The following is a 24114-nucleotide window of genomic DNA, read 5'->3' as shown; positions in this document are numbered from 1 at the left end:
ATGTTTGTTACGCTACGCGATCCAAAACGAAGGAACCATATGTATCCATTTCGCCGTCTGTATGCTGTATGCGCCTGAATAAGCGATGGCGCTGCGGTTGCCTTGCCGCCATTGGATAAGTCTCAACCAACAACTTGTTAATGGAAGGTCGGTACGTATCCGTGACGTTCTGATGAAGAGTCCGGTTTTGCAGGTAACACTGTCTGAGACAAAAAGCAGAAGTGAAGCATCCTACAAAAAGCGCGACCAAGGCGAAGAATTCTTCCAGCGAAAACAGCAGCAATAGCATATCTTCCATGGCGATTCTCCTCCTTTCGTATTCATCATTCTACTCTTGTTCACAATATCGAGCAACCCCGAAAATTCATGAGAGCGGATACATTGCCAAACTGCCAACTATTTCAATTTGTTAATCGATAGGTTGACACGGTAGTTGCCAAAAGGAAGCAGGGCATCTAAAAAATGATTGAGGGCCTCTTGATCTGGCACATGTACCATCATGGTATAGCAGCCTTCTCCGCTAATGCGATGGGCTTCGACGATCTCGCTGCGGCTTTTGATAAAACGAGTGAAGAGTGAATGATCGGTAGTGGTCATGAACATGGTGACCAAAGCAGTGAGGACTGGGGCGATTTTGGCTTCATCAATGAGCGTTGTATAGCCTTGAATAATGCCCTGCTCCTCCATTCGTCTAATGCGGTTGCCGACGGCTTGACCACTTAGATGTACCTGTTCGCCGATGTCCTTCCACTGCAATCGGCTGTTTTTGCGTAGCAAGGCAAGGATGGAGAGATCGGTTTGATCGAGCATGTGTATCTCCTTTCACGGCGAAAGTCGGTAGCCAGCAATCGTTTCGCGGCAACCGTTCATGGCCTTATACAATAAACGTACATCCATTATATCGATTACGAGGAAAGGAAGAAATGACATGGAGATTCAGCTTGTAAGACATGCTACCTTACGCGTGGAATATGCAGGGCTGACATTTTTGATCGATCCAATGTTTAGCTCTAAAGGCGAAATGCCAGCAGTACCAAATACGCCGAATCAGCGCCCGAATCCAGGAGTAGAATTGCCCCTATCCGTGGAGGAAATACTTGCTGGCGTGGACGCCCTCTTGGTGACGCATACCCATTTCGATCATCTCGATGAAGCGGCCATACGCCTTCTCCCGAAGCATTTACCTGTATTTTGCCAGCCACCGGATCTGGATAAGCTGGTGCAGCATGGCTTTGAACAAGTTATTGCCATCGAAGAGGAGTATACATGGCAAGGGGTTCACCTGCACCGGACTGGTGGTCAACACGGAACAGGGGAAATCGGACAACAGATGGGGCCAGTATCTGGCTTTGTATGGAAGCGGGCTGGTGAGCCGACGCTGTATGTGGCAGGTGATACGATTTGGTGTGAGGAAGTGGAGCAGGCTGTTACAGCGTATCGTCCAGATGCGATCGTCGTTTTCGCAGGTGCAGCGCAGTTTTTGACCGGAGGCCCGATCACGATGACGAAGGAGGATATCGTTCATGTCGCAATTGCCGTGCCCGACAGCCGAATCCTCGTTGCCCACATGGAGACGTGGAACCATTGCTTGCTCAGCCGCCGGGAATTGAATGAATGTTTGCAGGAAAAACAGCTGTCCGAACGCGTACATGTTCCGCAGGATGGCGAAATCATCTCTTTTCATTGAGCATTATGTAAACAAATGCATAGTCCCGCTACTAGATACACAATAACTAATTAGGTAAAATTGTCCCGGCTGAAGGATACTGTGTCGAAGCTGAGGGCATACTTGATTTGATTAAAGGAGGTTTTTAATGTGGAACATAATACCCATCACGACCATCCCCATCAACACAGCCCTGCTTGCGGACATACAAAAATCCGACATGACGATCATATTGATTACGTTCACAATGGTCATCTTCACCATGAACATGCTGGTCACTGGGATGAATGCAAGATTCCTGTGAGCTCCACCAATCCAAGCGAATGTAAGCCAATGACTTGTGGCTGTGATCATGGACCTGATTGTGGTCACGAGTTAGTACCTCATGGTGACCACAAGGATTATCTTGTGAATGGGAGATTGCATCATGTTCATGGTGATCATTGTGACGATCATGGGCCTGTTGAAATCATCACTTCATAGCAACAGCATAAGTCATTCAGTCGTGGGTCGCTTTCTAGGCGATCCATTTCTATTTTTTCTTCATGTTTATCCCTTTAACTACACTTATCTCTCTGCGCGAACTGAATAGAAATGAAAAACAAAGTTCCGCAGGTCATAGCGGGGCTTTTGACGTTGTCGAAAAAAAGGCTTATCCATCATTTGACAAACAAAAACGAACGTAATAAACTATTTTTACGTAAATGATTAATGTCATGAGGTGTTGTTGTGGCGCACGAACAACTGGAAACATATGTAGTCGAGAAGCCGGAACAGGCGATGGCCTTATTGAACCCGCTCCGTGCCGAGATATTAAGCCGTTTGGCAGAGCCTGCTTCAGCAGCAGAAGTCGCACGTGGTATCAATGAAATCCCGCAGCGTGTCAATTATCACTTGAAGGCCTTGGAAAAGGTCGGATTGGTCAGACGGGTAGGAAGTCGACAAGTGCGCAATCTCGTCGAGGTGCTTTATTTGGCGATTGCGCGGACGTATGTGCTCTCGGAAGGACTGAACTGGGGCAACGATACCATTCAGCAAATGAAGGATCAAGGATCGTTGTCTCATCTGGTCCAGACAGCAGAACGGATCAAGCGGGATGCCATGCTCTTGCTGGAGCGTTCCGATCAAGAGGTGGAGGTTCCGAGTGCCTCACTGAACGCGAGTATTCAGCTTGCCAGTGCGGAACAGCGCAGTGCTTTTGTAGAGGAGTACGTCCAACTGGTGAATCAGCTTGTGGCAAAGTATCAGCCAAAAGAAAAGGGACAAGAGACGTATCAGGTCGTTCTCGCGGTTTATCCAAAACAAGGAGGAGACGAGGCATGAAGGCACAAGTGACAGAGTCTAACAAGTCCAAACCCGTAGTCATTTGGGAAAATCGTATCCAGCCACAAGCTGATCAGGTTATTGTCATGCCAGCCCGAAGCGGAAATGGGGTTGCGGTCGAAAGAGAAGCAGCTGTTCAGACATGGTCAGTAGGTCCGGCGAGTAATCCCGCAGTGGTGACGCAGGTTTCATCTGGATTTAACAAAAAATCAGTGGCAATGCCACAAGCAACCAGCATGCGTATGGCCGCGTAAAAACTCAAGCGTAAACAAGCGAAGGAGGGTTTTTCATGAATCTCATTCCGGTAGTAGTCGAGCAAACGAGTTATGGAGAGAGGTCTTATGACATTTACTCCCGGTTGTTAAAGGATCGCATCATTTTTCTCGGCAGTGCCATCGATGATCAGGTAGCCAATGCAGTGGTAGCTCAGCTGCTGTTCCTGGCAGCAGAAGACCCGAAAAAAGACATTCACCTTTATATCAATTCGCCAGGAGGCTCTGTCACAGCAGGGATGGCGATTATCGATACCATGAAATTCGTAGCACCTGAGGTGTCCACGATCTGCACGGGGATGGCAGCGTCTATGGGCGCGATGCTTCTCGTAGCAGGAGCGCCGGGCAAACGGTATGCGCTGCCTAATGCAGAAGTCATGCTCCACCAGCCGTGGGGAGGCAGTCAAGGACAGGCGAGCGATATCAAGATCGCAGCAGACCGTATTATGCGACATCGCAACATGCTGTATACGATCATCGCGGAGCGTACGGGAAAGACAGTCGAGCAAATCGAAAAGGATGCAGACCGCGACTATTTCCTTACCGCCGCAGAAGCGCTCGAATACGGCTTGATTGATAAAGTGATCGAAAAATTGTAGAGCTGGGGGTGCCGAGGTGAAGATCCTATTTTTGGGGGGAACGCGTTTTATCGGTCCACATGCAGTGAAGCGCTTGGCAGAAGCAGGTCATGAGGTTGCTGTATGTAATAGGGGGCTTTCCCTCGGCGCAGCCTCTCTACCACAAGGTGTCGTCTCTATTACGGGAGATCGTGCCAGCCTGAGTGAATATCGGGAGACTTTTCGCTCCTTTGCACCTGATGTCGTTATTGATCTGTTTCCGTACACAGAAGCAGATGCCCGCCTGCTGATAGAAACGTTTCAGGATATAGCAGGTCGTGTCGTAGCGATCAGCAGCTGTGACGTGTATCAGGCGTTCGGACGGGTGAACAAGATCGAGTCTGGTCCGATTACGACCGAGCCGCTTACGGAGCAGTCTCCACTTTGCGAGAAGCGCTATCCGTTCCGCGGGGCCAGACCAGATCGCGAATACTATGACAAGGTGCTCGTGGAGGGAGTCGTGATGGGGCAACAGAGTCTACCGGGCACGATTTTGCGCCTGCCGATGGTGTATGGCCCGCATGATTACCAGCATCGCGTCTACCCGTACCTTCAGCAGATGCGTGATGGACGTCCGTTTATTTTGCTCGAAGAAAGCTTTGCTTCTTGGCGTTGGGCACGCAGCTACGTAGAAGACATCGCGCATGCCATTTGTCTGGTGGCTACCGACGATCGAGCAAAAAATCAGATTTACCATGTAGCAGAAGAGCAATGCTTGTCGATGCGAGAGTGGATTGAACGAATCGGCAGTGTTTACGGTTGGAATGGCAAAGTGATTACAGCGCCTTCTGCTGAGTTGCCAAATGAGTGGGTCCCGCAGCTCGAAACGAAGCAGCATGTTCAGTTGGACACAGCAAAAATCAGGCGTGAGCTGGGGTATACAGAACAAGCCACCGCAGAGGAGTCTATGCGACGTACGATTGCATGGGAGATTGATCATCCTCCTGAAAGCATGTTACAAGGAAACAACTATTTCACAGAGGATAAACTGCTCGCGAAGCTCGGTGTCTAGTATGTAGCACGGAGTTTCGTGCATAGTCTGTTTGAACCGTCAGGATGGTATCTGGCGGTTTTTTGTTTGCACATCAAAGTGTTTGAAGCAAGGAGGAGCTGGGTATGAACAAGAGTAGCAGATGACGGGAGGCACACCTTGTGAAAATCAGAACAAAAATCATCCTGGCTTTTGGTATCATATTGGCAGTCATGTTCGGTTCAGGTACGTATATGTACGTGCAAATGTCAGCAATGAAGGCATCCTACACAAAAATTATCGAAGAGGAAAAATTATTGACCGACCTGCGAGAAATGCAGTTTATCATGACGGGTCGAAATAATGACGAGCGAGCCTATTTGTTAACGAGCGATGAAGAATTTCGAATGGAATTGAAGGAAAAGGCAGCAAAGGTGGACAGCCTGTTTGCCAAAATGAGCAGTTCCCTTGAGTCTTCTCATCATCGTGAAAAAATGGAAGAAGCAGAGAGGTTATACAAGTCCTATTTGGAATCGAGCGATAAAGCGGTAGAGTCACTGGATAATGGACTACGTGAAGAGGCTATCTCGCACCATTTTGGTCAGGAACGGCAAGCGAGAAAAGAAATGGATTCGGTTGTGAGTGGATTGGTTGAAGAGGTGCGTAATGAAATCAAGGTAGATCAACAGGAGCTGGCGGAGAACGAAGGAATTTCAGCCATGATTCAGTTGTTTTTTAATGTAGTGGGAATTCTCGTTGCGATTGTGGTTGGGGGTCTTCTGATTCGCTCGATTGTGGCACCGCTGCATCGGGTGAACAAACAGCTCCATGATATCGCTGACGGAAAAGGAGATTTGACGCAAGAGTTGACCGTCTTTTCAAAAGACGAGATTGGACAGTTGGCAGGCTCATTCAACCGGATGCTCGCCAATTTACGAGAGCTGATTTCTCAGGTTCGCGAGCATGCCCAGCAGGTTGCAGCCGCAGCTGAACAACTGACAGCGAGCTCGAAGCAAACGAGCCAAGCTACGGAACAGATCGCCATCACGATCCAGGAAATGACGGAAGGAACGGACAGGCAATCCCAAAACGTAGAGGAGAGTCAGCAGGAGGTCGAAGAAATTTCAGCAGGAATTGAAAAAATTGCAGCACGTGCGCAAAGCGTGTCTGCTGCGGCTGCAAGTACCTCAGAGCTGGCGACAGATGGGGATCGAACCATCCAGCAGTCGGTATCCCAGATGGACGGGATCGGAGAAACTATGGAGCATTTGACTGCACTGGTAGGTGGTTTAGGAAAACGCTCCGAACAAATCGGCCAAATCGTCGAAGTCATTACGCAGATTTCAGGTCAGACGAATCTCTTGGCATTGAATGCTGCGATCGAAGCGGCGAGGGCGGGCGAGCATGGCAGAGGCTTTGCGGTCGTCGCGGATGAAGTGCGAAAGCTGGCGGAGCAAGCATCTGCATCGGCGCAAGAAATTTCCCAGCTGGTAGCGTCGATCCAAATGGAGACGAACGAAGCGGTCCTCACGATGGAAAAAGGTTCTCAAGAAGTGTCAGAGGGTATGGGGGGCGTCGCAAGGGCCGGAGAAGCGTTCTCACATATTCGCGATGCGGTTGTGGGCGTAACGAATGAAATTCAAGAAGTATCGACTGCCGCACATACTCTTACGGAACGTACAGGCAAGGTCGGACAATCGATGCAAATGATTGCCACTGTAGCGCAATCGGCTGTCTCTCACTCGCTGGAAGTCTCGTCTGCTACAGAAGAACAGCTTGCCTCGATGGAGGAAATTCACGCCTCGGCTGCATCGTTGGCGAGTCTTGCAGATGATTTGGAAAAACTGATTGGCCATTTCAAGGTATAAAGCTTCGCCACAAGAAACACCGCTTAGAATCGACAGAAAGATTCTGAGGGGTGTTTTTTCGTTTACGCTAATTTCCACACGATTCCTGCTCTCGATCCTGCTTTGTCAACAGGCGTATAGAATCGCATATGGTGAATCATAACAGCCGAGAATACGCCCACTGCTAAGCCTTGCCTAGCTTGGCGAAAGTGGGGGATAAATCTGTCCCGAGAGGTAAGTGCTTTGTTGCTTTTTTAGTTAAATTTCTCAATATTTTTGTAGAACATACGTTCCTGTTGTGATAAACTCCTTCTGTGGGGTTCAACTGCCACTGTTAAAAAAGGAACTGCCCTGTCCAAGAGATAGAAAGCACCGTCCTTCAATCCTCCCTCCAAAACCTCGCAGATGCATTCACCCGATTTTTCAAAAAACAAAATGAAATGCGAATGCAAACATTACGAAGGAATCCGACTGGGGATATTTCTGCTTACCATTTTGCTCTTGTCGACTACCAAAATATATGGTTTCGGCAGTAATCGTGGGAGATGAGTCTGTCACAGCGCCTCTAGTTGCGCTATGATAAGGCTTACATGTCAAAAAGCGGAGGCGAAAGTATGAAACGATTTCGATTTGATCAGCAAGTAGGCAAAACGATTGACCGCTATAATTCCGTCCAGGCGACGATTTCTCGTGTTATGCGCACGCCCGAAGCGGTTTCGATCGGGTGTATCCATCTGGAGCCAGGCGGGATTGTCGGTTATCATCCGGCGACTTGCCCTCAGCTTTTTCTAGTGGTGAGCGGAGAGGGCTGGGTACGCGGTGAGGGTACAGCGCGCATCCCGATCCAAAGTGGACAAGCAGCATTTTGGATCACAGGGGAAGGGCACGAGTCAGGCAGTGAAACCGGAATGACGGCAATCGTGATCGAAGGAGATGGACTCGATCCGGAGAGCTTTATGTCCTTGTTGGAGACGTAGAATCCGTATGTATGAAGGTATTGGTTTGCCATTCCACTAACCGTACATAAGCTCATTAGACTATCTTAGAAAGACGGTGTGAAAGGCGAATGAATTGGAAAACACATATGGCACTTGGTGCCATCGCAGGCTACTGCGCCTATCCTTCATGGAAGGGCAGCGTCATTGGCGCGACAATGGCACTCGTACCTGATATCGATCAGGCAAATAGCAAGCTCGGAAACTTGATGGGACCTGTATCCAAAATGCTGCAAAAAGGATTCGGTCATCGAACAGTGACACACTCATGGGTAATATTGTTCCTTCCATTTCTGCTATTTGGTGATTCTCCGGCCGCTATGGCAGCTCTGTGGGGGATATTGTCCCATCTGATCAGCGATATGCTGGTGGGCCGCATTCAGTTATTGTGGCCGTTACGAGTGGGATGGCTCGGTATTCGGGTGTCCAAATCGATGTATCGGACTGTGGATCGAATCGTGTTTTATGTAGCAATTGTGTATATCGTGATCAGAGGTTATCAGTAAGAAGAATGGACATGGAGAAAGGACCTCCCTAAGGAGGTCCCCCTATTAATCAGCATGATAGTGATTTATAATTAGCAGAAAAGTGTTCGTACGTAATTTGACGATTTGTCCTATCTCTACGTATTCATTAGGCTCTTTCTCAATGGACTCCATATGTTCATAAAGGACATCGACAATATCACTCTCTTGTTTATTTTGGCATTCCAAATAAGCATATGTCTGTTTTATTTTTTTCATAGAGGACCCTCTTTCTCTACTTGTTAGAGTCGCTTCCGATTTCTGGTTGATACCATAGCTATTTAGTGAAAACAATAACGATTTTTGACTGATTTTTGTAATTTGATCGACTTCCATGTATTCGTCAGGTTCGGTATCAAGATATCGAATGACATCTTTTATTTCTTCTAAAACGTTACGGTTTATCCCAACCCTGGATCTTGAGTGTACATAACTTTGCCCTGCTTTATGCATGTGTATCACGCATCCTTATTTTGTTGCATTTTCTATTCGCTTAACTCCAGAGGAAATTGAATATTTAGTGATTCGGTTGTTTTAATTTCCTCTAGTGACTTTTAGAAGAAGAGGTACTTGGTTCAAAGAGTGAGCTTTTCTAGAACATTGGGTATTGTGTGCTTCTATCAGGAACCGAATTATTTATGATAACGACATGTTGATCAGTTGGAGTATCGCTTGTACTTATATTATTCTTGAAACTTTTATAATAAAATGTAACATTGTACTTCGTACTTCTAACTTTTTTCACATCATCAGCTTCGGTTACTTCACGTAATTTTTTTACATTTACGTTTTTTCCGTACTGAGTTTTTGAACTCGTAGATTTAATTGACGGATCATACTTATGTTTAGTGTAAGCATGATCAGTGATAAAGTCTTTTGCGTCAAATCCACCATTCGTTTTAGTTGGTACCGAAGCAGGTCTCTTTCTCTTTTTCTTTTTGAATGCATCTATTTGTTGAGGAGAATGCGCACTATCATTGACATATGTTATCTGTCCACTAGCATTCACTGTTACAAAGACAGTAAACTCTTCACCAGTTATCTCATCCCAATCAGTAAACTCTAGAGTGTCAGAAAAAATAATCCCTGATGTTTCAATAGCAGCTAAGTCATATGTTTCTATCTTTTCTTGTAAAGACATCGCCAAAGGTACTACATCTGTATCATTAGGAGTATTTACACTCGCTGTCGTAATGTTTAAAGCAACTTGTGATCTCAAACCATTTTTAGCTAAAGCATAGGCATCATTGGTTACAATTAAGTTAGATAAGGAAAGTAAGGACATAACTGTAAACCAAATAAATCCCTTTTTAATTTTTTTCTTTTTTTACCTCCTGAGATATTTTTATTAATATAAAATATCAAAAAAATAACATCATTGTAAATATTCGCGAGATAAATGCGTTGATCATTGTTAGGGTAAATACTCAAAGAATAAGGAGTTAGGGGGATAATAACGATTGAGTGTGTTTATTCTGCAAAATAGTCAGCGTGTTGGCGATCGTTCGCATATTTAGAATACTTAGGAAACTAAAAAAAGCTGACATCAGTTGGGGACCGATGTCAGCTTGCCACTTTTTCAATGACTATCATATAGCTTTGACCATTACGAGCAGATTCTTCTTATCACGAAACAACTAAGGCATCATGAACTGTTGCACGAGTTCAGCGTGTTCAGTCATGAATTTTTCTGCGTTTTGCATGACTTCTTGTTGTGCTTCCATCATTTGTTGGTCAGTCACAGTAGCGAAGTTGATGGAGTTGTCAGCAGTCATAGCTGGAATTTCCAGTGCTTTGCCGAATTCTGCTTTGGACTTCAGCTTGAAGCTAAAGCCTTTTGGCATATCTGGGGTAGGGTTCGAGAAGTTCACTTTTACCGTGCCATCAGAATCTACACCATTGTCCGTCTTCGTCTCGTTCACGGTAACATTACCGGTCAGAGCAACAGGGTTGGAGGAATATTCGTCTGCTGCTACGAGTGCAAAGTCATACTTTCCGGTTTTTTTCTTGTCTTGCTTGGTTGTCTCGAAAGTAGTCGAGAAGTCCAGAATTGGCTGGTCGGTTTCTTTCGCCAGGATGCTGAACTTGCCCTTTGTTTTGTCTTTTTCTTCTGTCGCTCTGTACGTGAAGGACATTTCGCCACTTTGCAGATCAGACAGGTTGTGCAGGGAGTAACGGTAGTACGTTTCTGCACCTTTATCGTAGGAAACACTGCTGTAGACCAGCTGATCTTTTTTCTCTTTGTCATCGAACAAGAGCTTGCGGGACAAGATTTGATGGTCGCCGTCCACGAGTACGACCATTCTCAATTGATCGGTTGATTTCGTGTCGGTGTCTTGTGTGTCCTTGATGATGTCATCAAAGGCTTGCTCGTAATTTTTCTTGAATTCTTCTTTGCTGATTTCTTCTACTTTGTAGCCGCTGTCGAGCATCAGTGTAGCCACATTGTGGTAGCGACTGTAGATCAGGTCAAACAACTTTTGGTCAGCTTTTGCCTTCTCTGCGATTTGCTTCGCGAGAGCCGCGCCTTCTGCGTCATTAAAAGTAATCGTGATCTCACGTGCATCTTCCTTGAGTCCTTCTTCAGAGAAAGAAACGTCTTTCTTGATGCTTACCTGGCTGTCTTTGATGCTGTCAGCATACAGCACGGCATACGGAGTCATTACTGTTTTGAGTTCATCTTGATTAAAATTGATCGCTTCATACAAATCGCTATAGCTTACAATGCGTTTTGGCAGTTCTTCGCCCATCTTTTCCTTAAGAGCATCGCGATCTTTCAGGTCCATATAAGCGTATTTCGAGTAAAACTCTGGCAGCTTGAAGCCCATCACGGAATCATTCATGAAGTACTCAAGAGTAGCCAGCTTTTTATCTTGAAGGTGAACTTCCAGATTACCAGATTGCTGATTTTTCTGTTCATCGATGTTGCTTTGCATCACGAGCTTCGCTTTGCCCAGCATGTCGAGAATTTTTTTTGCTTCCGGGTCTGGGATCGTTGCATCTAGGGCAATTTCACTTACCTCAGCAGTGGAGTGAACTGGTTTTTCCAGGTATGGCTTCATGTAGTCTTGGTATTCCCCGTAAGCTTTGGATACGTCGCTTGAAAACTTCATCATGCTCTCCGCTTCCGCTTGCAGGTAAATCGTTTTAGCGCTCTTAAACAAATCGTACTTGGCATAGGCGGTACCTAATCCACCCAACACAACGACAGCCGCTGCCCCCGCGATCAACCATACTTTTTTCTTGCTTTTGCGCGGTGGGTTCACGTTTGTTGCAGTTTCCATCATTTCTCTCCCCTTTTTGCTCTCTCTTTGGTGAGTACGATGTGCGTAATGATTTTGCGCACTCGATTTTGTATTGTACCATAAGGAGGATGAAGGGGAACGATTTCCAGTAAAATTCTTCAAAAAAGAGGAAGAAAGACCCAAATAGTTGCGTTCCTCCTTCTTTTGTATGCATATAGAACAAAGAAAAAGCGACAGCAGGGGGGAGATCACGTGGATTTTCGCGTGCTGCAAACGTTTATGGTGGCGGCCACGACAGAAAATTTTCACCAGACAGCAGAAGCGTTGTTTATTGCGCAGCCTACTGTCAGCCAGCATATACGACAATTGGAAAAGGAATTGGGGATCAAGCTGTTTGAACGGGTTGGCAAACGCGTTCGGTTAACAGCAGCGGGCAAACGCTACCTGCCACATGCAAAAGGACTCCTTCAACAGTGGCATAACAGTATGGAAGATTTGCAGGCTTGGAGACAGGGCTATCGGGAAAAGCTGCAACTGGCTGTTTCACCGATTATTGCCCGTGCTCGTTTTTCCCATTTGTTGCACCGTTACACCAAGCTCTATCCCGATGTAGATCTCTCGATTAAAATTGTCGACTCCGTGGAAATTGGCCCGCTGGTTCAGAATGGACAAGCTGATCTGGGCTTAACCCGGATGGTGCCGGGAGAATTCCAGTTGTCTACTTATCTTTTGTACGAAGATCCTGTCGTTTTTGCAGTCCCTCACAGTGGCGGAGATATGGAGGCGCCCTTGCCTGATTGGGAGCAAGAGGTGCAAGCGAACCGTCTGCTGACCCACAATCACCCGGGCTACTGGGATGAGTTGCTGTTGCTTTTGCGTCAGAGGGGGCTTTCCTTGCGTACGATGGCTGTTTCGCAGGTAGACATTACAAAGCGATTCATCGAGGATGGTTTGGGCGTTTCCTTTTTGCCTCGGACGGCTGTCGATCGGGATTTGTTTGAAAACCGTTTTATTGAATTGCCCACACCTGGCCTTGTTTTACCGAAGGTCGCTTCTTATTTGCTGGTACCCAAAGCAGGGATTAGCGAGCCAGCCCAGCATTTTATGGAAATCTTGCATTCCTTGTATCCACCGATGCCACTTGTTCAGTCGGGGGGACGGACATAAAAGATAACAAGCCTGTAAGGTAGATGTAAGGTGAATCGATAGTTTTGACCAGTATATGTAACCTATACTGAACCCTGCTAGATGACAGCAGGGGGGGAATGACGAATATGCAGGCTGAACCAATCGCACAGAAGGATCGGATTTATTCTATTGATATTGTAAGGGGATTGGCATTGTTCGGGATTTTGCTGGTGAACTTGCCAGGCTTTATCATGTATTCGGAAGACGTTCGTATGCCAATAGAGGCAGGGATCGATGCATGGATTCGCTTAAGCTATGATTTATTCATTCAGACGAAATTTTTCGGGATCTTTTCGTTTCTATTTGGCTTAGGTTTTTACATTTTTATGTCACGGGCTGAACAGCGTGGACAAAAAGTATTTCGTCTCTTCAGCAGACGGTTGTTCGCGATGTTTTTCATTGGTGTGATTCACGTCATTTTGTGGTTTGGCGATATTTTGACGGTGTACGCACTCCTCGGCTTTTTACTGATGCCTTTTTATCGAAGAAAGTCTTCTACGATTCTAGTATGGGCAGCCAGTTTGGGAGGAGTGTACATGCTCACTCAAGGTGTGGCGCTCGTACAGACGCTCAATGGTCAAGAAGTCTATCCGTTTATCGCATCATTACAGTCGACAATGATACCGATTTTCGTGATGTTCCTGTTTGGTTTGTATGCGGGAAAACGCGGTTTGATTGCTCAAATTCGCGAGCATAAGCCGTTGTTGAAACGAATCGCTGCTACTACTCTTGTAATCAGTCTTCCGATCGCAGCAGGGATTGTTTGGGCTAGCGGTGTCGGCTTTGGTCTAAAGCTTGAACAGGCGAATAAAATATTGGTTGATCTGAGTACGCTACCTATGGCGCTGTGCTTCATAGCCAGCTTGTTTCTGTTGCTGGATCGTGAGCCGGCACGGAAGGTTCTCCAGCCATTTGCCTACACGGGACAAATGGGGTTAACGACTTATTTGGGTCAGACCGTCATCATGACCATTCTGATTCCTTTGTTTGGTATTACGGCAATGCCGCTCTCTTCTTGGCTTTTGCTTGCGCTGCCGATCTATGCGTTTCAATTACTCGTAAGCTGGCTGTGGCTGAAGCGTTTTAACCGAGGGCCGATGGAAAAGCTGTGGCGCTTCCTGACGTACGGACGTAAAAAGAAGTCGATTCCAGCTATTGCTAACTGATTGTAAAACGTGATCAATACCCCGGTTTTCTTTTATTTCCCTTCGCGATTATGAATCGATTATACTGAAGAGAAAAGAGACGAAAATGGAGTGGTGATGATGACAAAACAACATCCTTTGGCTATCGGCTTGGATGGTATCGCCGTAGCAGAAACAGACCTTAGTTTGGTGGATGGGATTAATGGACTGCTGGTGTACCGCGGTCATTGGGCGCGTGATTTGGCTATCCACCACACATTTGAGGAAGTGGCACACCTGCTCTGGTTCGGACATTTGCCTAGCGAGCAGGAGTTGACTAATTTAAAAGATAAGCTCAAAGCAAACCGTGAGCTGCCGGAGCACGTAAAGGGAATCCTGAAGCTGATCCCGGCAGATGTAGATATGATGAGTGTACTGCGTACAGGTGTTTCGGCGCTGGGCAGTTCCTCGCACGGCTTCCCGCCGAGTATTGATGAAGTGATTTCGCTGGCTGCCAAGATGCCGACAATCGTTGCGTATCGTTTCGCTTGTCTGGAGGGCCGCGAGCCGTTGGCACCGAATCCGGAGCTGGATCATACAGCGAACTATCTGTATATGCTCAAGGGGGAAAAGCCGAAAGCGGCACACGTACGTGCACTGGATGCGTACCTGATTTTGACGCAGGAGCATGGCATGAATGCATCGACATTCTCCGGTCGTGTCGTCAGCTCGACCGAATCCGATCTGATTTCTTCCATTACGGCAGCGATCGGAACCTTGAAAGGTCCTTTGCACGGCGGAGCACCATCTGAGGTGACGGAGATGATTGAGGCTATCGGCACAAAGGAAAATGCAGAGCCGTGGCTTCGCAACAAGCTGGAGAGTGGCGGACGCTTGATGGGCTTCGGACACCGCGTCTATAAAACGGTTGATCCGCGTGCAACGGCTCTGCGCGTTGTTGCATCCGAGCTGTCGTCCAACGATCCGTGGTTCGATCTGGCGACACACGTAGAAAAAGTAGGCTTGCAGCTGCTGGAAGAGTACAAACCAGGCCGCAAGCTGAATACAAACGTAGAATTTTTTGCCGCAGCTGTGATGCGTGCGGTGGGCTTGGACGACAATTTGTTTACACCAACATTTGCCGTGAGCCGTGTAGTTGGTTGGAGTGCGCATATTCTGGAGCAGGCAGGCAAAAACCGCATTATTCGCCCGCAATCCAATTACATTGGCACGATGCCAGAATAATCGAGACGTGAATCATGAAAGCTATCCGTTATGCGGGTAGCTTTTTTTCGTGTTTATAAATGTGGCTGCGGTGGGGAGAAGAATATTTCCAGTCTAGGCTCCAGGCTCCGTCCTGCTGGGAGATTAGACTGCCCGCAAATCCCTTCTCCGCTCGGTAGGACTCCACAAGTCGCTACGCCTGGAATATTCTTCTCTGGCGTTACTGATGAGGTTCTTACATCTCTTTTAAGATTTAAAAAATCGATTGACACGGAAAGCTCGTAGAGGAAACAGGAGAAATAAGCGAAGATCTTTGGGACGCCGACCGAGGCGCAATGAAAAAAAGAGAAACAAGCTGTTAGCGGCCACCTCTGAGACGCCTCCTGAATGGACCACTTTGGACGCGGGTTTCGCTTTTTTTCATGGAGCCGGGCAGTGAATCCCACAGCGGGAGGGACAAGAAGCTGAGCGTTTTCTCCTGTTTCCTCCCCACCACAACAGCCGGACAAAGCATTATATCGTCTTCACAAAGTGCAACTTGGGATTGCAGATGATGCTTACTTTTGGCATGATAATAAAAAAAAGTAAGGAGTGGAGCAAATGGCGTTGTTGTCTACCCCGTTTCAGTTTAAAGGACTTAGCTTGAAAAATCGGATTGTCATGCCGCCGATGTGCCAATACTCTGTGGATGCACACGATGGAACACCAACGGACTGGCATTTTGTTCATTATGTTTCTCGTGCAGTAGGCGGAACAGGCCTGATTATCGTGGAAATGACCGATGTCGAGCCTGATGGCAGAATTTCCAACGGCGATTTGGGCTTGTGGTCCGACGAGCAGATTCCGGCATATGCGCGGATCGTCTCCGAGGTTCATAAGTATGGGGCCAAAATTGGCATTCAGATTGCTCATGCGGGCCGCAAAGCGGAAGACGCAGAAGTGCCTGTATCGGCGTCTGCGATTGCTTTCCCAGGGGCACGCTACAAAACGCCACGGGCGTTGACGACAGAAGAAGTCAAGCAAATGGTCGTCAAGTTCCAGGACTCAGCCAGACGTGCGGTGGAAGCCGGGTTTGACACCATTGAAATTCACGGTGCGCACGGATACTTGATTCACCAGTTCCACTCCCCTTTGACAAATCAGCGAGACGATGAGTACGGGCGGGATAAAGCGCTGTTTGGCGTGGAAATTATTCAGGCAATCAAAGAGGTCATGCCAGCTGACATGCCGCTGATCATGCGCGTCTCTGCCGTAGAGTACGTGGATGATGGATATGGGCTGGATTACAGTACAGAGCTGTGCCGTCGTTACAAGGAAGCAGGCGTGGATATTTTCCATCTATCCAGTGGCGGGGAAGGACCAATTGGTTCAGCAGGTCGTCCAGGTGTTCATCCTGGTTATCAAGTACCATTGGCACGCGCAATTAAGCAGGCACTGGATGTACCAGTCATTGCTGTCGGCAACCTCGATGATCCAAAAGTGGCGGAAGCATCAATTGGCAATGGCGATACGGATTTGGTAGCAGTCGGTCGTGGTATGCTGCGTGATCCTTATTGGGCACTGCATGCGATTCATGAGCTGTCGGCGGATGAATTGCAGCCACCGAAGCAATATTCAAGAGCGTTTTAATCGAGTAAAAGAGCGAGGGGCTTTCCTTTCGACTGCATGAGTCGGAGGAGAGCCCTTTTTCACGGTGAGTCCTTGACACTTTTTGACAGTCCGTTTATTATAAATGCCAGTCAGTACTGACAATCACTTCCGGGAATGAGGATCGCAATGAGCAGCAGCAAAAGTCTTACAAGCAGCGAAAAATTGATGATAGCCGCAATCGATCTCATCGCGGAAAGAGGCTACAACGGCGTAACCACGCAAGAAATTGCCACTGCGGCAGGATTGAGCGAGAAGACGTTGTTTCGTCACTTCGGCAGCAAGCGGAATTTGCTTGAGTGCGCCTTTGACCGTTTTCATTACACGGAAGGACTGACAAAGCTTTTCGCGGAGAGGCTTGCGTGGGATTTGCGCGAGGATTTGCTTTTAATCAGCCGAACGTATCACGAAATGATGAACCGCAATCGAAAAATGATTTTGATTAGCATGAAGGATGAGGCCCATTTGCCCGGATTCCGCGAGCGGACCCAAAAGCACCCGAGACAGTTGATGGTACTGTTTACAGATTACTTCAAAGAGATGGGGAAAAAGGGCAAGATGATCCAAACGAATCCGGAGGCACAGGCGACTGCCTTTATGGTCATGAACTTCGGGGCGTTTTTGAACGATCTGGATGGCACTAGCAATTTTTCAGGGGTATCTCTGGAGGCATTTATCGAAGAGAGTGTAGAGGTTTTCGCTAGGGGTTTGACTCCCTAGTTTTTTTACCACCCAAATGTCAGTCAGTACTGACGGTCGAAATGCGAATAACAAAGTGAAGGAGAAGATGCGGCATGGAAGCGACAAAAACGCAGCAAAACAGGGACATATTAATCCGGATTTTGATGTTTACCTTAGTCATTTCCTCCATGAGTGCTTTGGTGTTTAACATTGCACTCCCCGAAATTAGCAAGGAGTTTGGTTTGAGCATCGCGCAGGTGAGCTGGCTATCGACCGCATATGGATTGTTATACGCGATCGGAACCGTGACGTATGGCAAGCTGGCAGATCGATACAAGCTCAAGAATTTGTTGACGTTTGGACTCTTGGTGTTTACGGCTGGTTCGTTTTTCGGTTTGGTCTCCGATTCCTTTGCGATGGCTCTTTTCGGTAGATGCTTGCAGGCAGTAGGGGCGGCTGTCATTCCGGCTACTGCGATGCTCATTCCTTTGCGATACTTCCCGCCTGAGCGCAGGGGTTCTGTTTTAGGTAGAACGGCAGTAGGATTGGCTCTTGGCGGTGCACTCGGTCCTGTGGTCGCGGCGTTAATCGTCAGCTTTGCTCATTGGCGCTGGTTATTTTCCATACCACTGCTGATCTTGCTTACGCTGCCGCTTTACCGCAAATATTTGGAGGATGAGGAAACAGCGTCTGGCGGGAAGTTCGATTGGGTAGGCGGCTCTTTACTTGCGATCAGCGTGACGTCACTGCTCTTGGGAGTAACGAATGGATCGTGGTGGTTTGCTTTGGGCAGCTTGGTTGCTTTGCTCCTGTTCGTCGTACGAATTCGTTCGATAGCAGAGCCGTTTGTTCAGCCGAAGGTTTTTGCCAACAAGCAGTATACAGTGGGGATTCTCATGGCATTTCTCATAAATGGAATGGGGATATCGCTTTATTATCTCAGTCCGCTGCTCTTGGCTCAGGTGCAGCAGCTATCGACGAGCTGGATCGGCTTTGTGATGGTTCCCGCGGCCATTGCTTCGGCATTGCTTGGACGCGTGGGGGGAAAGCTCGCAGACCGGCGTGGGAATGCTTTTCTATATTTCATTGCCTCTAGCTTACTGATTAGCTGCTTTGGCTTGCTGTCCACTTTCACAAGCGCCTCGGTTTTAGTCATTGCGCTCTTTTTGATCCTGGGCAATGTGGGACAGTCTTTTATGCAAATCACAATGGCGAACGCGATCTCAAGGACGTTGACGAAGGAGCAGGCGGGAGTAGGCATGGGAATCTTTTCGATGCTGAGCTTCATCTCCATGGGGATCGCGTCTGCGGTATACAGCAAGGTTATCGATCTTGGCGCGACAACCAATTGGAACCCGGTGAATCCATATACGAGCGGCTTCATTTACAGCAATATTTATTTGATGATGGCCCTGATGCATGTATGTCTGATGGTCTTCTACTACTTTCAGTTCGGTAGGGCCAAGAGACAAAGCCTTCTAGCGGATAGCTGACCTTTTGTTCATTCAGGCTTAATCTAATATGTGGTAGACTAAAACAAAAAAGGAAGGGGGTTCCTGTTCGGTGCGAGAGCTTGCTGCCATTCGTTTTACAGAGGGAGAGCCACTGTTCATCCAAATCTATCACTTTATCAAAGATGAAATATTGCGTAACCAAATCACGTATGAAGAGTTTCTCCCCTCGATCAGAAGCTGTGCCCAAACGCTTGCTGTCAGCAAAAACACGGTAGAAGTTGCCTATCAGCTACTGGTATCGGAAGGGTACGTCAGCAGTATTCCGAAAAAAGGGTATCAAGTGACGTACAAAGCAGGACCTCCTTCTGGGCAGCATGCCACGGAACGAGAAGACTCTCGTATACCGCCGATTCGCTATGACTTCCGCTACGGCAACATCGAACTGGGAGCATTCCCTTTTCATTCGTGGAATAAGCTGCGCAACAAGCTCATCTCCTATCATCAGCGCACGTATATGGTGGAGGGGCTGGCTCAAGGCGAATACGTATTGCGAAAGGAACTCTCGAAATTGCTGTATGAAACGAGAGGAGTCCTCGCCACGCCGGAGCAGATCATTATTGGAGCCACCCCACAACAGTTGGTATCGATTGTTGTCCAGCTTCTGGACAGAGAGAAGCATGTGATTGGCGTAGAAAATCCGGGCTATGATGGTGCGAGAAATACGTTTCTCAACGGTGGCTACCGTGTACATGGCATTTCCTTGGAGGCAGACGGTGTATCCATCGAAGAGCTGAAGAGAAGCGGGGCAAGCATCATGTACGTGAGTCCTTCTCAGCAATTCATTAACAAAATGACGATGCCTTTGGAGAAAAGAAACCAATTGACCCTGTGGGCGCAATCCTTATCGCATTCTTATTTGGTAGAGGATGACTACGAATGGGAGTTCAAATATCAAGAGAGCTACATCCCTTCGATCCAGAGCCTGTCTCCCCAAAAGGTTGTTTACATTGGGCGGCTCTCCAAAGCATTGCTGCCGCTCGTAAACGTCAGCTACGTCGTCCTTCCTTACGAGCTGTTAGCGCGTTTTCACCAGCGCATGCCTGAATACGATCAGCCCGTTTCCCGCTTGGACCAGTTGACGCTAGCGACGTATTTGTCCGATGGCTATTGGCATAGACACTTGCAGCACATGCGAAAAAACTACATGGAAAAGCGAGAGGTATTTCTTCAGGCAGTCGTTCGTTACATGGACGGACGTGTGGAAATAGAAGGGAAGGATACGGGGCTGCATGTATTTTTGACCGTAAAAAGTCAGCGTACGGAAGCGGAACTCATGGAGCGTGCCTATCAAAAAGGCGTAAAAGTCTACGGAACTGCCCGATACTGGCTGCATGATACAAGGGAGCATCCGACGGTATTGCTAGGATACGGAGCATTGACCCCCGACGATATTCAGGAGGGCATTCGCTTGTTGGCTTGCGCCTGGTTTGAGTAACAGATCAGCTTTCTGTCCCACTCATCTTGAAGGATCTGTCCCTTTGGCCCCAGACGGCTATCCATTACGATGGACAGGACAGCGATTAGAAAGGGTGGGAAAAATGAAGTTCATTTTTGATTTGGACGGGACGATCTGCTTCAAGGGTCAACCGATCTCAACAAACATTTTGGATAGCCTGCTTGCACTCGAACAAGCGGGACATACGGTGGGTTTCGCCTCCGCAAGACCGTGTCGCGACATGCTGCCTGTCCTCGATGAGCGGTTTGCCAACCATCTCCTCATTGGCGCGAATGGAGCGATGACGCATCACAAAGGGAGCTTGCAGGGCTGCGTGCCGATCCCGGATCGTTTGGCACATGAAATTATCAGCATTCTCGATGATTATCGGGCGCAGTATTTCATCGATGACTCGTGGAATTACGCACATAATTGTGTGTCGACCCATCCTTTTTTGAGCTATATCGATCCCAATCGGACAGCCAGCCGCGTGGACGTAGATCAATTGAATGCCGTGCTGAAAATCCTGATTTTATCGTGTGACCGTTATGAAGAATTGATGGCGAGAATCAAGGAACTCGACGTTACGCTGCATTTTCATTCGGCAGAAGGCATTCTCGACCTTACTTACCAGGGAGTGAATAAATGGGCGGCCCTGAATCGGTTCGATGTGGCAGGGGAGCCGTTCATCTGCTTTGGTAATGACATGAATGATTTGCCGCTGTTTGAAAAAGCGCATCATTCCGTATTGATTGGCGAATATGAGCCGCTGCTTTCACTGGCAAAAGAAAAAATCACCATGGATGATCATGTGGAGCAATCTATTATCGCAAAATTGCGAGAGTTGGGCGCGAACAACTGAATGATGAAAAACGTCCGAATGGTGGAGATCCGGACGCTTGTTTCCATCAACGATTATTGGATCATCTCAGCACAACACCAACCGCATACACTTTGCAGCCGATCAGGATCTTCCCAGCAACAGGCTCTGCATCTCATGCTTCTTTCTCTGGGAGGATTTTGCCTAGAATAAGGATCACGATCAGGATGACGAGGAGTAGAATACTGCACCAAACGACCATTTACTTTCTTGAATCCTTTGTTGCGGGATTTATTCCTTCTCAATGATGATCACTCCTTTTGATGGGATACGATAGGGTATGCTCAAAAATTTCTATGGAATAGACATGCATCACCGATTACAAAAAATGGATCAATCACTTGTTCTTATAAATCCATCTGCGGGTTGCTACATTTTCTAGGAGGCTATGACATGATGAATCCATCATTGGAAAAGAGACATCAGGCACTGCGCGAAGCAGAGACCAAAGCGGAGTTTTTATTTGCCACAATCGAAGAGAAGGGCATTATTCGCAGCGGCGTGACGGAAAAGGATATCAACAAGGAGATTTACGAGCTGGCCTTTCAATTGTTCGGGATCAAGAAATACTGGCATAAGCGAATTGTGCGAGCGGGAAGAAACACGCTGTTTCCGTACCGAGAAAATCCACCGAACTTGACTGTCGCACCCGAAGATATTGTCTTTCTCGATTTCGGGCCCATTTTTGAGGACTGGGAGGCTGATCTCGGGCGGACGTATGTGCTTGGAAATGATCCGGTAAAACAAAAGCTGCGCGACGATATTGAAAAAGCGTGGGACGAGGGCAAGGCTTACTTTTTGTCCAAGCCGGATATTACGAGCAGCGAGCTGTTTGCCTACATGTGCGAGCGCGCCAAAGCATACGGCTGGGAGTACGGTGGTCCGCACGCAGGGCATCTCATCGGCGAATTCCCGCATGAAATAATTCAAGGGGAGGATATCGTCAACTATATTCACCCTGACAATCACAAGCCAATGAGAGAGCCGGATCATAACGGACGCCCGCGCGATTGGATCCTGGAGGTTCATTTTATTGATCGGGAACGAGAAATTGGGGGATTTGTAGAGAAGCTGTTGACGGTGGAGTAAGAGGGAAATAAGAAGACGCCTTTTCCAATTAGGAAAGGGCGTTCTTTATTTACCTATTCTTTGCCTTACTAATACATCACCATGTTCCCAGTCTTTTTCATATGCTTCTCCGCTTGCCTCAACAACACGACAGTCGCTGTCACGAGCACCAGCAGAACAGCGGCGAGAAGTCCCATACTCGGCAGCATGGCTTGCAATGACGCCCCCTCCATCAGCAGCTCCCGAATCAACTGAAGCGCGTAGGTCAGGGGAAAGCAAAAGGAAATGACCTTGGCCCAAACCGGAAAGGCCATCGGGGGCAGACGGACACCAGAAAAAATCAGCATCGGCTCATCCAGAACGGTGTACAGGAAGCTCGCATCGCGTGAAAACAGGAAGAGCACACAGAGAAAGCCGCCCCAGACGATGGCCGAAACCAGCAAAATGAGGAAGGCGAGTGGAGGCGCCCACCAGCCGCTCAGCTGAATGCCATCGACAAAAAACAAGGCTAACAGGGCAAAGCAGAAGAACAGCCAGACCCCTTCGATCAGCGAGGAAAGCGAACGCCCGTATAGAAAAGCGAACCGGTTGACTGGGCTGATGAAGATCATTTCCATGGTTCCTGCTTGTCGTTCAAAGCTCATTTGCCATGACGACTGTACCAGGCACCAATAAAAGATATAGCCTAAATAGCCAGTCAACAGGAACAACGGCAACTGCTCGTAACTGATGAACCGGGCTAGAGGGGAATCAGCTCCCATCCGAAACGGGGCAAACGAATAATACGCGGTTACAAAATTGATGACGGGCCAGACCAAGAGCGAGAAGTAGATCATTTTGCTGTGAAACGAATGGCGATGCTCCTTGATGATTTCGGCCAAAAGCAGACTGCCTAGCTGTTTCATGCCCCCCTCCGATCTGCCATGTGCAGGATGACGTCCTCCAGAGATGGCTGTTGCGTGGAGAGACGCAAGACAGGGGATTGGTGGGCAGCCAAGAGGGAAAGTAATGGCGTCGTCATATCCGTTTTCCCCCGTAACGTCACTTCCCAGGTCTGCTCGTCTGTTTCTGCGATTTCCCGTGAGCCGCCATAATCCAGAGCCAGCTGGCGCAGATCGTAATCGAGCGAGTCGGAGAGAGAGGGGATCACTACCTGTAAGGCTGTATCTAGGTGGAGCGATTTGGTCAGGTGCTCCGGTGTATCATGCGCCACGAGCCTTCCTTTATCGATGATGTATACCTCGTCGCAAAGCTCTTCTACCTCATGAATGTAGTGGCTGGTCAGCAGAATGGCTTTTCCATGTTGAGAAGCGAGCTCACTCACATGCTTGCGAAGCTGCCGGGCAATGGGGGCGTCCAAGCCGAGAGTCGGTTCGTCAAGGAACAGGTAGTGCGGATCATTGATCAGGCCCCGGGCGATTTGTAGTCGTTGCTTCATGCCTTTAGAGTAACGCTCGACTGGGGTGTTGGCCGCCTCATACAGACCAACCTGCAAGAGTAATGAATCGATCCGATCGCGCAAGGCCTGCCCTTGCAAACCGTACAGACTACCGAAGTATTGCAGGTTTTCCCGCCCTGTCAGCCGCCAGTACAGCATGCGCTCGCCCCCTGCGATCATGTTGACCTTGGCCTTGACGAACCGATCGTCCTTTACCGCGTCGTACCCGTCTACCGTGATTGTGCCGCTGGTTGGAGTGAGCAGCGTGGAGCACATCTTGATCGTGGTTGTTTTTCCTGCCCCATTAATACCTAACAATCCAATGATTTTGCCGGGTACCATGCGAAAGGACAGATCAGCGACTGCCTCGACCTCTGTCCATTGCTGGCGAAACCAGCCTTTTTTCTCCTTCACCCGGTATACCTTCCGTACATTCTCTGCAATCAGCATGATCGT

Annotated in this window: 25 protein-coding genes; 18 read left to right on the top strand and 7 right to left on the bottom strand. The window is 48.0% G+C overall.

Features of this window, described 5'->3' with window-relative positions; translation table 11 throughout:
- Window positions 1-7: 7 nt before the first annotated feature.
- Window positions 8-298 (bottom strand): hypothetical protein, encoded by a 291-nt coding sequence (locus C7R92_RS15430; protein ID WP_106834864.1) that lies wholly within the window; start codon window positions 296-298, stop codon window positions 8-10.
- A gap of 98 nt (window positions 299-396) precedes the next feature.
- Complete coding sequence (locus tag C7R92_RS15425) at window positions 397-810, bottom strand: Lrp/AsnC family transcriptional regulator (RefSeq protein WP_069851992.1); 414 nt, start codon at window positions 808-810, stop codon at window positions 397-399.
- A 118-nt stretch (window positions 811-928) separates the two neighbouring features.
- Here C7R92_RS15425 and C7R92_RS15420 point away from each other — a divergent pair, with 118 nt between their 5' ends.
- The 9 genes from C7R92_RS15420 (at window position 929) to C7R92_RS15380 (ending at window position 8196) form a co-directional block, all read left to right on the top strand.
- Entirely contained in the window at window positions 929-1687 is a 759-nt protein-coding gene (locus C7R92_RS15420) for an MBL fold metallo-hydrolase (RefSeq protein WP_106834863.1), read from the top strand.
- Window positions 1688-1814: 127 nt separating this feature from the next.
- Window positions 1815-1970 (top strand): hypothetical protein, encoded by a 156-nt coding sequence (locus tag C7R92_RS32590; protein ID WP_158265756.1) that lies wholly within the window; start codon window positions 1815-1817, stop codon window positions 1968-1970.
- A gap of 425 nt (window positions 1971-2395) precedes the next feature.
- On the top strand, window positions 2396-2989 hold the full coding sequence (locus tag C7R92_RS15410; protein WP_017247220.1) for a winged helix-turn-helix domain-containing protein: 594 nt from the start codon (window positions 2396-2398) through the stop codon (window positions 2987-2989).
- The gene (locus C7R92_RS15405) at window positions 2986-3243 is read left to right on the top strand and encodes a hypothetical protein (RefSeq protein ID WP_069851996.1); all 258 of its coding nucleotides are present in this window, start codon (window positions 2986-2988) and stop codon (window positions 3241-3243) included. Before C7R92_RS15410 ends, C7R92_RS15405 begins: the two co-directional genes overlap by 4 nt.
- Window positions 3244-3278: 35 nt before the next feature.
- Window positions 3279-3860: an ATP-dependent Clp endopeptidase proteolytic subunit ClpP gene (clpP, locus tag C7R92_RS15400; protein WP_017247222.1), complete on the top strand. Its 582-nt coding sequence runs from the start codon at window positions 3279-3281 to the stop codon at window positions 3858-3860.
- A 16-nt stretch (window positions 3861-3876) separates the two neighbouring features.
- Window positions 3877-4890 carry an NAD-dependent epimerase/dehydratase family protein gene (locus C7R92_RS15395; protein ID WP_106834861.1) on the top strand — a complete coding sequence of 338 codons (1014 nt, stop codon included), beginning with the start codon at window positions 3877-3879 and terminating at the stop codon, window positions 4888-4890.
- A 140-nt stretch (window positions 4891-5030) separates the two neighbouring features.
- Window positions 5031-6716, top strand: a complete 1686-nt coding sequence (locus tag C7R92_RS15390; protein ID WP_106834860.1) for a methyl-accepting chemotaxis protein — start codon at window positions 5031-5033, stop codon at window positions 6714-6716.
- Window positions 6717-7309: 593 nt separating this feature from the next.
- Entirely contained in the window at window positions 7310-7672 is a 363-nt protein-coding gene (locus C7R92_RS15385) for a cupin domain-containing protein (RefSeq protein WP_106834859.1), read from the top strand.
- A gap of 89 nt (window positions 7673-7761) precedes the next feature.
- Window positions 7762-8196 carry a metal-dependent hydrolase gene (locus tag C7R92_RS15380; RefSeq protein WP_017247226.1) on the top strand — a complete coding sequence of 145 codons (435 nt, stop codon included), beginning with the start codon at window positions 7762-7764 and terminating at the stop codon, window positions 8194-8196.
- A 45-nt stretch (window positions 8197-8241) separates the two neighbouring features.
- Here C7R92_RS15380 and C7R92_RS15375 read toward each other — a convergent pair whose 3' ends face one another.
- The 3 genes from C7R92_RS15375 to C7R92_RS15365 all read right to left on the bottom strand — a co-directional run bounded on the left by C7R92_RS15375 (window position 8242) and on the right by C7R92_RS15365 (window position 11501).
- Window positions 8242-8667 carry a hypothetical protein gene (locus C7R92_RS15375; RefSeq protein WP_106834858.1) on the bottom strand — a complete coding sequence of 142 codons (426 nt, stop codon included), beginning with the start codon at window positions 8665-8667 and terminating at the stop codon, window positions 8242-8244.
- Window positions 8668-8806: 139 nt separating this feature from the next.
- Window positions 8807-9499: a hypothetical protein gene (locus C7R92_RS15370; protein ID WP_106834857.1), complete on the bottom strand. Its 693-nt coding sequence runs from the start codon at window positions 9497-9499 to the stop codon at window positions 8807-8809.
- A gap of 352 nt (window positions 9500-9851) precedes the next feature.
- Entirely contained in the window at window positions 9852-11501 is a 1650-nt protein-coding gene (locus tag C7R92_RS15365; RefSeq protein WP_328141022.1) for a DUF6583 family protein, read from the bottom strand.
- Window positions 11502-11711: 210 nt separating this feature from the next.
- Between C7R92_RS15365 and C7R92_RS15360 the strand changes: the two genes are divergently transcribed.
- The 9 genes from C7R92_RS15360 (at window position 11712) to C7R92_RS15320 (ending at window position 22241) form a co-directional block, all read left to right on the top strand.
- Window positions 11712-12626: a LysR family transcriptional regulator gene (locus C7R92_RS15360; RefSeq protein ID WP_106834856.1), complete on the top strand. Its 915-nt coding sequence runs from the start codon at window positions 11712-11714 to the stop codon at window positions 12624-12626.
- Window positions 12627-12724: 98 nt separating this feature from the next.
- Window positions 12725-13813 (top strand): DUF418 domain-containing protein, encoded by a 1089-nt coding sequence (locus C7R92_RS15355; protein ID WP_244195755.1) that lies wholly within the window; start codon window positions 12725-12727, stop codon window positions 13811-13813.
- A 99-nt stretch (window positions 13814-13912) separates the two neighbouring features.
- Window positions 13913-15016, top strand: a complete 1104-nt coding sequence (locus tag C7R92_RS15350; RefSeq protein WP_069852010.1) for a citrate synthase/methylcitrate synthase — start codon at window positions 13913-13915, stop codon at window positions 15014-15016.
- A 579-nt stretch (window positions 15017-15595) separates the two neighbouring features.
- On the top strand, window positions 15596-16624 hold the full coding sequence (locus C7R92_RS15345; RefSeq protein WP_106834854.1) for an NADH:flavin oxidoreductase/NADH oxidase: 1029 nt from the start codon (window positions 15596-15598) through the stop codon (window positions 16622-16624).
- A gap of 147 nt (window positions 16625-16771) precedes the next feature.
- Window positions 16772-17362, top strand: coding sequence for a TetR/AcrR family transcriptional regulator (locus tag C7R92_RS15340; RefSeq protein ID WP_244195754.1), 591 nt, complete (start codon window positions 16772-16774; stop codon window positions 17360-17362).
- A 74-nt stretch (window positions 17363-17436) separates the two neighbouring features.
- A complete protein-coding gene (locus C7R92_RS15335) occupies window positions 17437-18816 on the top strand; it encodes an MFS transporter (protein WP_106834852.1) in 1380 nt (459 codons plus the stop codon).
- 70 nt (window positions 18817-18886) lie between these two features.
- Window positions 18887-20272 carry a MocR-like pyridoxine biosynthesis transcription factor PdxR gene (pdxR, locus tag C7R92_RS15330; RefSeq protein WP_106834851.1) on the top strand — a complete coding sequence of 462 codons (1386 nt, stop codon included), beginning with the start codon at window positions 18887-18889 and terminating at the stop codon, window positions 20270-20272.
- A 103-nt stretch (window positions 20273-20375) separates the two neighbouring features.
- On the top strand, window positions 20376-21134 hold the full coding sequence (locus C7R92_RS15325) for an HAD-IIB family hydrolase (protein WP_106834850.1): 759 nt from the start codon (window positions 20376-20378) through the stop codon (window positions 21132-21134).
- A gap of 414 nt (window positions 21135-21548) precedes the next feature.
- Window positions 21549-22241, top strand: coding sequence for a M24 family metallopeptidase (locus tag C7R92_RS15320; protein ID WP_167403212.1), 693 nt, complete (start codon window positions 21549-21551; stop codon window positions 22239-22241).
- A gap of 68 nt (window positions 22242-22309) precedes the next feature.
- On the opposite strand, the gene C7R92_RS15315 is transcribed toward C7R92_RS15320, so the two are convergent.
- Window positions 22310-23125: an ABC transporter permease gene (locus tag C7R92_RS15315; RefSeq protein ID WP_106834848.1), complete on the bottom strand. Its 816-nt coding sequence runs from the start codon at window positions 23123-23125 to the stop codon at window positions 22310-22312.
- Entirely contained in the window at window positions 23122-24108 is a 987-nt protein-coding gene (locus tag C7R92_RS15310) for an ABC transporter ATP-binding protein (RefSeq protein WP_017247238.1), read from the bottom strand. The genes C7R92_RS15315 and C7R92_RS15310 overlap by 4 nt, the downstream gene beginning before the upstream one ends.
- Window positions 24109-24114 lie beyond the last annotated feature (6 nt).

This window comes from Brevibacillus porteri, assembly GCF_003013475.1.
In the GTDB taxonomy this organism is placed as follows: domain Bacteria; phylum Bacillota; class Bacilli; order Brevibacillales; family Brevibacillaceae; genus Brevibacillus; species Brevibacillus porteri.
Note: the sequence above shows the minus strand (reverse complement) of the source record. Positions and strands in the feature narration are given on the sequence as shown.